The organism is Streptosporangium vulgare (assembly GCF_042428775.1).
In the GTDB taxonomy this organism is placed as follows: domain Bacteria; phylum Actinomycetota; class Actinomycetes; order Streptosporangiales; family Streptosporangiaceae; genus Streptosporangium; species Streptosporangium vulgare.
This window is the reverse complement of sequence record NZ_JBHMBS010000047.1, coordinates 23,290-33,165: the sequence shown is the minus strand read 5'-3', so window position 1 is coordinate 33,165 and position 9,876 is coordinate 23,290. Positions and strand designations below refer to the sequence as shown.

Sequence of the window (9,876 nt, the reverse complement as noted above, 5' to 3'; positions counted from 1 at the left end):
AGCTCTTCAGCGCCGATGGTACTGCACCGGGGACGGTGTGGGAGAGTAGGTCACCGCCGGACAATCTTTTGAGGGCCCCCACCTTTCGGTGGGGGCCCTCATGCTTTTGTGATCTCAAGAGGGAAGGGCCTCCACCACTGGTGGGGGCCCTTCTCGCGTTAAGGGCATTCGCGTTGAGGACAGTCGAGAGCTTGGGGGTTCTGTGGTAACGATGGCCGCCGGGCTGACCGGAGCCACGGACCACGGAAGACGAAACCCTAGACGTGGAGCTCGCCGGAAAGAACGGTCACCGCGTTTCCCGCGAGTTCGACCCGGTCGCCCCTTACAGTCGTGCGGACCACACCCCCACGCTGTGACAGCTGGGCGCCCACCAATCTGTCGGAGCCGAGCTTGGCCGACCAGTATGGCGCCAGCGCGCAGTGGGCGGAGCCCGTGACCGGGTCCTCGGGGACTCCGACCTTGGGGGCGAAGAATCGGGACACGTAGTCGGCGCCGGCGCGCGAGGCCCGAGCCGTCACGATGACTCCCCGGGCGTCGACGGCCTCCAGGTCGCGGAAGTCAGGGGCGGCGGCGAGCACGGCTTCCTCGGACTCGACCTCCACGAGATAATCCCAAACATTTTTTCCTGTCCAAACAGGTTTAACTCCGAGCGCATCGATCAGTCCCTCTGGAGGAGTCGTCGCTTGGAGTACTTTTGCTGGGAAATCCATGCTGATTAAGTCGTATTTATCCCTGGTCACGGACAGGATTCCGCTCTTCGTTGAGAATTCGAGGGTTTCTGGGACCGTTCTCGTGGAATACAGCACATGCGCCGCGGCCAGGGTCGCATGCCCGCACAGGGCCACCTCGGTCACCGGCGTGAACCAACGGAGCGGGTACGGTCCGCCGTCCTCCGCTCCGAGCAGGAAGGCTGTCTCGGAGTGTCTCATCTCCGCCGCTACGGACTGCATCCAGGCGTCAGGGACCGGATTGCCGAGTACGCAGACCCCGGCGGGGTTACCCTTGAAAAATTCGTCGGTAAACGAATCGACCGTGTAGACGAGCATGACGCGATGCTAGCGGCGCTGGAGATATCGGTTGAAGTTGGGTCAGGAGATCAGGCAAAGTCGGGGATCAGGCAAACCAGTGCGGTAGCCGTACAAAATGGAAATAAGCGCTGGGCGTGTCGCATGGCGAACTTCTCGTCGTCGGTTACCGTCCAAGGTGTAGGGACAGGCCGGGTACGGCGTGGTCCTGGCGAAAGGACGAGCCGATGGGGGCAGTGCGCAAGGTGGCGAGCTACCTTGGCCTGGGCGGGGCCGAGCATTATGACGAGTCCTATGACTACGAGGACGAGGTCGAGGGCGAGGAGGAAGACTGGCAGTCTGCCTCGGAGCGCGCGGCCAAGCGCTGGCGCGCGATGAACGAGCCCTCGCGGATCGTGATGCTGACGCCGATGAAGTACAACGACGCACCGGTCATCGGGCAGCACTTCCGCGACGGTCAGACCGTCATCATGGATGTCAGCGGCATGAGCACCGCCGAGGCCACCCGCATGGTCGACTTCGTCGCGGGGCTGGCGTACGGCTGTGAGGGGCGCATCGAGCGGATCGCGGAGAAGGTCTTCCTGCTCGCCCCCGCCGAGGTGGAGATCACCAACGGTTGACGTCGGAGCGGTCTCGCCGGTAGGGGTCCTGAGCGATCGTGAGCGATCGGACCCGCTACGGGTGCGAGGCCGACTTCGGCCTTCGGCGAGAGGCCTCGCACCGAGGACGAGGCTGTGTACAAAGGCTGTGCACAAAGGCCGTGCGTCAGCGCCTCGCGACGAGCCCCGCCGGTAGAGCCGCGCATCAAGGCCGTACATCATCCGGGCATCAGCACCTCGCACCGAGCCTCATCGGTGGGAGGTCACCTATCAAGGCCGTAGATCAGCCGCGCATCAGTCCCACGCACCGAGGCCCCCACCGGTGGCGAGGTCGCGCGGCGGGAAGCACGTTGCGGGAAGTACCTTGACCTCGTGCCGCGGGCTCGCGCCGCCATCGTGACGCGGCGTACCCCGATGGCCGCGCTCGTCGTTCCGCTATCGCGGGCTGGTGACGCTCCCAGTGATACGCGCAGTGGTCCACACAGTGACACACGCCGATGCGAGGATCTCGCGGCGAGCACACCGCTGACCCACGGGGGCAGAGCCGGGTGGTGACAGCGGCGGTGACGCCGGTGGTGAGCGGTCAGCCCGCTCGGGGGCCTCGGCGGAGCAGGCGGGTGAGCTCCGCCAGATCGGAGGTCGCCGTCTTGACCCGGCCCTCCGCCTCGTGGGCGTACTCGTGCAGTGCCCACACCGCGCCCTGGGCGAGCTCCCTGAGCTCGGCGAGCTGCGTGATGACGTATTCGGCGTCCGCTCGCTCACGCTGCCGCCTGCGCCACAGCCTGTAGGCGCCTCCCGCGGCCGGCAGGAGTGCGAGCGGCGCGAGCGGGAGGACGGGAAGGACGAGCGCGACCACCAGGATCACCGGGGCGAGGGCGAGCAGCACGTAGGCCGCCCAGGGACGGCCGCGAGCCGGTGCTCCCTCTGCGGCGATCCGCTCCTCGGCGGCACCCAGCGACTCGGGATCCGGCCCCTCGGGTCTGAGCGTCACCTGGTGGCCGAGAATCGGCATGGTGACCGACTCGGGGGCCTCGGCCCGGGTGGCCTCGGCGAGGGTCTCGGCCGCGGCCCGCACGATGGGCGCGGCCACGTGCAGCGCGATCGCTGCCAGGTAGGGATGGGAGCCGGGGCGCAGGTCGCCGAGCAGGTGGCCGGAGAGCGGCCTCATCGGCCGCTCGTGGGTGCCGGAACCCGCCAGCTGGCGGAGGACGGTCAGCGGCTCGTCCTCGCTCCACACGACGGTCGCCTCGCCGGAGCGGTCCGTCTGCGCGGCGGTGATGAGCGCGAGGTCGCCCAGGCCATCGGCGGCTCCCTCCGTACGGTCGCGTGCCTCGTCGGCCGCGTCACCGTCCATTCGAGTCGCGGAACCGCCCACGGGGCCGGTCTTCCCCGCGGGGGCGCCGTCGCCTCCCCTGCTCTCGCGGGCCGAGGTGATCTCGGCGCAGCGGTCGAGCAGGTGGGCCAGCCGGGCGGCGGCGTGTACGGGGGCGGCGAGCTCGGGGAGTTCGGCGAGGTCCCCGAAGTTGGCCAGGGCCGGTGACACGGCCGTGGAGGGCTCGTCGGGGACGAGGGCGCGCAGCCACCGGTCGGGCTCGGACGCGGGAGAGGCGGCCACCGCGTCGAGCTTGCGGAGAACGAAGATCTTGCCCGCCGGGCCGTACGCCCCGCGGGCGGCGGCGAGCCAGAGTGCCCGCTGGCCGTGGGTCACCGGGCGGTCCAGGGACAGCTCCCCGAAGGCGGTGCCGAGCCATGAGGCGTGGATGCGGTCGCCCTGGCCGGCCACGGCGAGGGCGAGGCAGAGGAAGAGCGCGGTCCGCTGCTCGTCACGCTGCGCGGCGCGGGCGAGGGGTTCGAGCGCCTCCTCGCCGCGCATGAGCAGCACGAGCGCCTCGACGGCCGGAGCCAGCCAGTGGCCGGACGTGTGCTCGGACATGTCGTCGAAGCCCGCCGGTATGCCGGTGGGGACGACTCCCGCGGCCAGATCGGCGAGGAGCGCGTCGACACGGTGGCGCAGCTCTGCCTCGGTGCGCGGAACCTCGGTGCGCGAGGCGTTGGCGGGTGAGGCGTTGGCGGGTGAGGCGTTGGTGCGCGCGGCATCGGCGTACGGGGCCTCGGTGTGCGAGGGACCGGCGCACGGGGCCTCGGTGAGTGAGGCGTTGGTGTGCGCGGCATCGATGTGCGGGATCTCGGTGGGTGAGGTCGCGGTGTCGATGTCCGCGGTGGTGTTCGTACCTGCGGTGTTCGTACCCGCGCCCGTGGCCAGAGCGATGTCCACGTCTGAGGCCAGGCCGGTGGGTGCGCCCGGGGTGGGGCCGGTGTCCACGTCCGTGGTCGGATCCGGGTCCGCACTCGCTGCCAGATCCGCGTCCAACGTCGCGGTCAGGTCGGTGCTCAAGCTCGTGTCCAGGCCCGCCGTCAGGTCGGTGCTCAGGCTCGCGGTGTCCGTGCTCACGTTCGCGGTCAGGTCCGTGCTCAAGGCAGAGAGCTCCCCGAAGTTGTGACCGATGACCGCGCCAGCGTATTGCGCTTGGGACATCCCCGCAGGGAGGCGCGCCGAACATGACTTTGCCAGATGATCGTCTTCATTTTCCCAATAAAGACGATCATCTGGTGGACAGGTTACATGCGCTCGGGGGCCGGGACGCCGAGAAGGCTCAGGCCGGTCTCCAGGACCTTCAGGGTGAGCGCGCACAGGGCGAGCCGCGAGGCGCGAGTGGCCGCGTCGACGTCGTCCTTCAGGACCGGGCAGTTCTCGAAGAAGGTGGTGAAGGCGCTCGCGGTGTCGAAGAGGTAGGAGGCCGTCTTGTGGGGCGCGGAGTTCTCCGCCATCTCCTCGACGACCGAGCCGAACCCGAGGAGTTGCAGTGCCAGGGCGCGCTCGGCCGGGTGGCCCAGCGCGATCGGACCGGTCGTCTCGGCCGGGGTCACCCCGCCCCTGCGGAAGATGGAGCGGATGCGGGCCTGGGCGTACTGCAGGTAGGGGCCGGTGTTGCCGGTCAGGGCGAGCATGCGGTCGAAGTCGAAGACGTACTCGCTGTCGTGGCTGACCGACAGGTCGGCGTACTTGACCGCGCCCATGCCGACGGCGTGCGCGATCTCCGTGCGCTCGGTGTCGGCGTAGTCGCTGTTCCTGAGCACCTCGGCGGCCCGGGTCTCGGCCTCGTCGAGCAGCTCCACGAGCTTGATGGACTTCCCGCTCCTGGTCTTGAACATCTTGCCGTCGGAGCCCAGCACGCTGCCGATCTGGACGTGCTCGGCCCTGACGTGGTCGGGCAGCCAGCCCGCCAGCCTGGCCGAGTCGAACACCATCGACATGTGCAGCGACTGGGTCGCGCCGATCACGTAGAGGATCCGGTCGGCCTTGAGGTCCTGGACCCGGTAGCGGATCGTGGCCATGTCGGTGGTGCCGTAGCCGTAGCCGCCGTCGCTCTTGCGGATCATCAGGGGCAGCGGCTGGCCCTCGCGGCCGGTGTAGCCGGGCGGGAAGACGCAGAGCGCGCCGTCGCTGAGAACGGCGATGCCGCGCTCCTGCAGCTCGTCGCAGACCTGGGCGAGCACGTGGTTGTACATGCTCTCGCCGGCGATGTCGTCGTCGGTCAGCGTCACACCGAGCTGGACGTAGACCTTGTTGAAGTAACGGACCGTGGCGTCCATGAAGATGTGCCACAGGCGCATCGTCTCGGGCTCTTCGGCCTGGAGGGTGACGACCCGGGTGCGGGCGCGCTTGTTGAACTCGGGGTCGGTGTCGAACTTCAGGCGGGCGGCCTGGTAGTAGGCGTTGCCCTCGCCGGCCTCCAGCTGGGCGACGGCGGTCTCCTCGCCGATGTCGAGCAGGTGCTCGATGAGCATGCCGAACGGCGTGCCCCAGTCGCCGAGGTGGTTCTGCCGGATGACCTTGTGGCCCAGGTGCTCGTGGACCCTGGCGAGCGCGTCACCCACGATCGTGGTGCGCAGGTGGCCGACGTGCATCTCCTTGGCCGCGTTGGGCGCGGAGTAGTCGATCACGATGGTCCGCGGCGAGGCGGCCAGGCTCACGCCGGTGCGCGGGTCGGCCAGGATCTCGGAGGCCCGCGCCGCGATCCAGCCGTCGGAGAGGGTCAGGTTGAGGAAGCCGGGGCCGCTCACCTCGACGGTGCCGGGGAAGGGGTCGTCCTGGGCGTCTCCGGCCCGGCCGGTGAGGTGCTCGGCGATCTCCTGGGCGACCTCCCGCGGGGCTCGTCGCAGTCGCTTGCTCAGGCTCATCGCGACGTTCGCCTGGTAGTCGGCGAACTGCGAGGGACGGATCAGCGGGTCTGCGTCGGAGTACTCCGCACCGAAGGCGGCGGCCAGCGCCTGCTGGACGCGCTCGGTCAGTGCGAGCTGCGGGTCGGTCATGCTCCAAGGGTATCGGCTGGCCGGTCCTGAGCCGATTTGATATCACCCGGGCCCGGCGCCGCACGGCGGGATCGCGCGATCACGAAGACGCCCGTCAGCACGACCCCCGCGGCGACGCCGAGCCCGGCCGCGGTGAGACCGGCGGCGGGGCCGCCGAGGGTGAGCGCGAAGAACTCGCGGGCGAACGGGACGGTGAGGGCCAGCGCGAACAGCCCGGCCATGGCGGCCACGAGCAGCACCCGCCACCACACGTACGGGCGGGCGACCAGGACCAGCACCCACCAGGCGGCGACGAACAGCGTGATCACCGCGGAGGTGCGGCTCTCCTCCAGGGTGGCGGACCCGCTCTGGGCGATCCAGTACGACAGGTAGACGGCGGTGGCGCAGATGATGCCGGCGGGGACCGCCAGGCGGAGCACGCGGGGCACGAAGCCGCTCCTGGCGCGCTCGTTGCTCGGCGCGAGCGCGAGGAAGAAGGCCGGGACGCCGATCGTCAGGGCGTTGATCAGCGTGGAGTGCCGGGGAGCGAACGGGAACGCGAGCCCGATGACCCCGGTGAGCAGGGAGAGCACGATCGCGTAGAAGGTCTTGGTCAGGAAGAGCCCGGCGACCCGTTCGATGTTGGCCAGCACCCGGCGGCCCTCGCCCACCACGGAGGGGAGGCTGGCGAAGCCGTCGTCCATCAGCACGACCTGGGCGACCGCCCGGGTGGCGCCGCTGCCGGAGCCCATCGCCACGCCGAGGTCGGCGTCCTTGAGCGCGAGCACGTCGTTCACGCCGTCGCCGGTCATCGCGACCGTGTGGCCGCGCGACTGGAGCGCGCCGACGAACAGCCGTTTCTGGTGCGGGCTGACCCGGCCGAAGACGGTGTTGGCCTCCATGATCTCGGCGAGCTTCTCCGGGTCGTCCTCCGGGAGGGTGCGGGCGTCCACCGCGCGTTCCCCGCCGGGGATGCCCAGCGAGGTGGCGATGGCCGACACCGACTCGGGGTTGTCGCCGGAGATGACCTTGACGGTGACGCGCTGCCCGGCGAAGTAGGCGAGGGTCTCGGCCGCGTCCGGGCGGATCCGCTGCCTGAGCACGACGACGGCCGCGGCCTCGACGGTGCCGAGGTCGTCGGGGTCGCGCAGCGAGGCGACCCGGCACAGGGCGAGCACCCGCAGGCCGGTGGCGGCGAGCGCCCCGGCCTCGTCGTACCCGGGGGTGCCGGGCGGCAGGAGGACGTCGGGGGCGCCCAGGACCCAGCCGCCGTGATCGTCGAACTCGGCGCCGCTCCACTTGCGGGCCGAGGAGAAGGGGACCTTCGCGGTGGCGGTCCAGCCGGGTGATTCGGGGTAGCGGGCCTGGACGGCTCGGGCGGTGGGGTTGGGGTCGGGGTCGAGGTTGGCCAGCGCGCCCAGGGCCTCGTGCACGGGCAGGTCGTCGCGGAGCGGGCGGACCTCGTCGAGTTCCATGCCGCCCGAGGTGAGGGTGCCGGTCTTGTCGAGGCAGAGCGTGTCGACCCGGGCCAGGATCTCGATCGCGGGCAGTTCCTGGACCAGGCAGCGGCGCCTGCCCAGCCGGATCACGCCGACGGCGAAGGCGATGCTGGTCATCAGGACCAGGCCCTCGGGGATCATGGTGACGATGCCCGCGACGGTGCCGGTGACGGCCTCGCCGACGCTCGTCTGCCTGCTGACCTGGCTCCAGGTGAGCAGGGCGCCGATCGGGATGACCAGCCAGGTCACGTACTTGATGAATCGGGTGACGCCTTCGCGCAGCTCCGAGTGGGACAGGCTGAACGCGCTGGCCTCCTCGGCGAGCCTGGCCGCGTAGGCGTCGCGGCCGACCCTGGTCGCGACGTAGCGGCCCCTTCCGGCGACCACGAAGCTGCCGGACAGGACCTCGTCGCCGGGACGCTTGTGCACCGGGTCGGCCTCGCCGGTCAGCAGCGACTCGTCCGCCTCCAGGCCGTCGGCGTCCACCACCTCGCCGTCGACGAGCAACTGGTCTCCGGAGGAGAGCAGGACGAGATCGCCGAGCACGACCTGCCGGGGCGGGATCTCGGTGTCGGAGCCGTCCCTGCGGACCCTGACGGGGGACTCGTTGACGATGGCGAGCCGGTCGAGGGTGCGCTTGGCGCGGAGCTCCTGGACGATGCCGATGCCCGCGTTGGCCACGATCACCAGTCCGAAGAGCCCGTCCTGCCACTCCCCGAAGATCATGATCAGCACCCAGAGCGCGCCGATCACCCCGTTGAAGAGGGTGAGGACGTTGGCCCTGACGATCGCCGAGACCGACCTGCTCGACCGGCGCCTGACGTCGTTGGCCTGTCCCGCGGCCACGCGCTCGGCGACCTCGGCCGAGGTCAGCCCCCGTTCCGCCACCTGCTCCACGCGGCCCCCCGCCGATCGACTGGGACTCAGGGTACGCGGGGCCGGAGAACGCGGTGGGGGGCAACACCCGATACACCGGAAATATCACTGCAGATAGGCGACCCGTACGCGATCTGTGACCGAAGGGGCGTGGACGGAGAGACGGCGCCGACGGCGTGTCAGCGGAGAGGTGTCACCGGCTCGTCGGAGGTGTGCCGGTGACGGCGGCGGAGGGGCATCGGGCGACGGCGGGGCATGGGTGTGGCGTCACCAGAGGTGGTGCGGGCCCCGGTGCGCACCAGAGGCGGTGCGGACCCGGTGTGTCATCAGAGGTGGTGTGCGACAGAGGTGGTACGGGCCTGATGTGGTGCCCACCAGAGGCGGTGAGGCCCCGGTGCGAACCAGAGGTGGTGCGGGCCCGGTGCGAACCAGAGGTGGTGCGGGCCCGGTGCGCACCAGAGGTGGTGCGGGCCCGGGGTGGTGTCACCAGAGGCGGTGCGGGCGGGGGGTGGAGGCGAGGCGCTCGCCGATGCGGTTCACCACACCCTCCTGGGCCAGCCTGGCCGCGAGCACGCAGGCGGCGCTCACCCCCTTGGCGTGGGAGGCGCCGTGCGCGATGACCACGGTGCCGTTCAGGCCGAGCAGCACGGCCCCGCCGTGGACCTCGGGGTCGAGCCGCCGGTAGAGCTCCCTGATGCGCCTCTTCTGCAGCAGGCCGCCCACCCTGGCCGTCCGGCTCTCGTTGATCGTCTCGCGGAGTTCGGCGAAGGCGTAGCGGACGCTGCCCTCCATGGTCTTGAGCGCCACGTTGCCGGTGAAGCCGTCGGCGACGATGACGTCCACGGTGCGGGTGAGCAGGTCGTGGCCCTCGATGTTGCCCGCGAAGTCGAGCCCCGGGGCGGCCGAGAGCAGCTCGTGGGCCCGCTTGACGAGCTTGTTGCCCTTCTCCGGTTCGCTGCCGATGGTCAGCAGGCCGATCCTGGGGTGCTCGACGCCCAGGGCGGTCTCCGCGTAGGCGGCGCCGAGGTGGGCGAACTGCACCAGCATCTCCGGCTTGACCTCGGCGTTCGCCCCGGCGTCCAGCAGGACGGTCGGGGTGGGTCTGGTCGGCAGGGCGACGGCGATGGCGGGCCTGAGCACTCCCGGCTGGCCGCGGAGCCTGAGCTTCCCGGTGGCCACGATCCCGGCGGTGGAACCGGCGGAGACCACGGCGCAGGCGTCGCCCCGCCGTACGAGGTGGCAGGCGACGGCGATGCTGGACCGCGGGCGGCGCAGGCTGGCGAGGGCGCCCTCGTCCATGGCGAGGGCCTCCTCGGCGCGGACGATCGGGATCTCGGTGGTCGCGTCGTGCTGGGAGAGCGCCTCGGACAGGGGGCGGGGGGCGCCGACGAGCACGACGGAGATCCCGTGCTCTCGCACCGCCCGCACGGCTCCCGCCACGATCTCGTCGGGGGCGTTGTCGCCGCCCATCGCGTCCAGGGCGATCGGCATGGCGCCGGGAGCGTCGGTCTCAGGCAAGCGGTC

Annotated in this window: 6 protein-coding genes; 1 reads left to right on the top strand and 5 read right to left on the bottom strand. The window is 70.6% G+C overall.

Annotated elements, in window-relative coordinates; all coding sequences use genetic code 11:
• Positions 1-257 precede the first annotated feature (257 nt).
• Positions 258-1,046 (bottom strand): PhzF family protein, encoded by a 789-nt coding sequence (locus tag ACFFRH_RS42400; protein ID WP_344742729.1) that lies wholly within the window; start codon positions 1,044-1,046, stop codon positions 258-260.
• Between the two features lie 206 nt (positions 1,047-1,252).
• Between ACFFRH_RS42400 and ACFFRH_RS42395 the strand changes: the two genes are divergently transcribed.
• Positions 1,253-1,645, top strand: a complete 393-nt coding sequence (locus tag ACFFRH_RS42395; protein ID WP_329086981.1) for a cell division protein SepF — start codon at positions 1,253-1,255, stop codon at positions 1,643-1,645.
• 562 nt (positions 1,646-2,207) lie between these two features.
• Here the strand turns inward: ACFFRH_RS42395 and ACFFRH_RS42390 are convergent.
• The 4 genes from ACFFRH_RS42390 to plsX all read right to left on the bottom strand — a co-directional run bounded on the left by ACFFRH_RS42390 (position 2,208) and on the right by plsX (position 9,843).
• The gene (locus tag ACFFRH_RS42390; protein ID WP_344742728.1) at positions 2,208-4,100 is read right to left on the bottom strand and encodes a hypothetical protein; all 1,893 of its coding nucleotides are present in this window, start codon (positions 4,098-4,100) and stop codon (positions 2,208-2,210) included.
• Between the two features lie 143 nt (positions 4,101-4,243).
• Positions 4,244-5,998, bottom strand: coding sequence for an arginine--tRNA ligase (gene argS / locus ACFFRH_RS42385; RefSeq protein WP_344742727.1), 1,755 nt, complete (start codon positions 5,996-5,998; stop codon positions 4,244-4,246).
• Positions 5,995-8,373: an HAD-IC family P-type ATPase gene (locus ACFFRH_RS42380; protein WP_386163719.1), complete on the bottom strand. Its 2,379-nt coding sequence runs from the start codon at positions 8,371-8,373 to the stop codon at positions 5,995-5,997. The genes argS and ACFFRH_RS42380 overlap by 4 nt, the downstream gene beginning before the upstream one ends.
• 462 nt (positions 8,374-8,835) lie before the next feature.
• Positions 8,836-9,843 carry a phosphate acyltransferase PlsX gene (plsX, locus tag ACFFRH_RS42375; RefSeq protein WP_386163723.1) on the bottom strand — a complete coding sequence of 336 codons (1,008 nt, stop codon included), beginning with the start codon at positions 9,841-9,843 and terminating at the stop codon, positions 8,836-8,838.
• Between the last annotated feature and the right edge of the window lie 33 nt (positions 9,844-9,876).